The following is a 1,210-nucleotide window of genomic DNA, read 5'->3' as shown; positions in this document are numbered from 1 at the left end:
GTTGCGGGCCGGGCTGCGGGAAGCGACCGACGGGTTGCCGGCGGATGCCCGGGCCCTGCTGCCGGGGCTGGTCGTCGGGGACACCGCGCGGATCACACCCGAGCTGGACGAGGCGTTCAAGGAGACCGACCTCGCGCACACCCTCGCCGTCTCCGGCAGCAACCTCACCATCCTGCTCGCGCTGCTCATCGGGCCGCCCGGACTCGCGCAGCTCGTCGAGCGACGCGGGCTGGCACCCCGCCTCGGGGTGCCGCTGCGGGCGACCGCGCTGCTCGGCGGCGGGCTCACCCTGGGGTTCGTCGTGGTGTGCAGGCCGGACCCGAGCGTGCTGCGGGCCGCCGCCTGCGGAGCCGTGGCGTTGCTCGCCCTCGCGACCGGCCGCCGCAGATCACTCGTCCCGGCGCTGGCGACGGCCGTACTGCTGCTGGTGCTGTACGACCCGTGGCTGGCCCGCAGTTACGGCTTCCTGCTCTCCGTGCTGGCCACCGGAGCCCTGCTCACGCTCGCGCCTCGCCTGAGCCTGGCGTTGCGCCGGCGCCGGGTGCCGCCCCGGCCGGCGGAGGCGCTGGCGGCCGCTGCCGCCGCTCAGGCCCTGTGCGCGCCGGTGGTCGCCGTGCTGTCGGCCCGGGTGAGCCTGGTGGCGGTGCCGTGCAATCTGCTCGTGGAGTTCGCGGTCGCCCCGGCCACGGTGCTCGGCTTCGCGGCCCTCGCGACCGCACCCGTGGCCATGCCGGTGGCCAAGGCGCTGGCCTGGTGCGCGAGTTGGCCGGCCGGGTGGATCGCGGACGTCGCCCGGACCGGGGCGTCACTGCCCGGTGGGGGAGTGGACTGGCCGGGCAGTTGGACGGGGGCGGCGCTGCTGGCTTCCGTCACCGTCCTCCTGCTGCTCGCCGGGCGGCGGTTGCTGAGGCATCCCTGGTGGTGTGCGGTCTGCGCGTCGGTGTTCGTGCTCGCGGTCGTGCAGCCGCCGCCGCTGACCCGGGTGATCACGGGCTGGCCGCCACCGGGCTGGCGGCTGGCGATGTGCGACGTGGGCCAGGGCGACGCGACGGTGCTGGCGGCGGGTGAGGGGACGGGCGTCGTCGTGGACGCCGGGCCCGACCCCGAACTGGTCGACGGCTGCCTGCGCGCCCTCGGCATCACCAAGGTGCCGCTCGTGGTGCTGACCCACTTCCACGCCGACCATGTGGCGGGGCTGGCCGGGGTGCTG

1 protein-coding gene is annotated in these 1,210 nt (G+C 76.1%); it reads left to right on the top strand.

Annotation, left to right across the window (positions count from 1 at the left end):
* On the top strand, nucleotides 1-1,210 hold a 1,210-nt coding region (locus EHS43_RS44860), incomplete at both ends, for a ComEC/Rec2 family competence protein (protein WP_260471025.1).

This window comes from Streptomyces sp. RP5T (genome assembly GCF_003933965.1).
Taxonomy (GTDB): domain Bacteria; phylum Actinomycetota; class Actinomycetes; order Streptomycetales; family Streptomycetaceae; genus Streptomyces.
The sequence above is the reverse complement of the archived record's forward strand: the minus strand, read 5'-3'. Positions and strand labels throughout refer to the sequence as shown.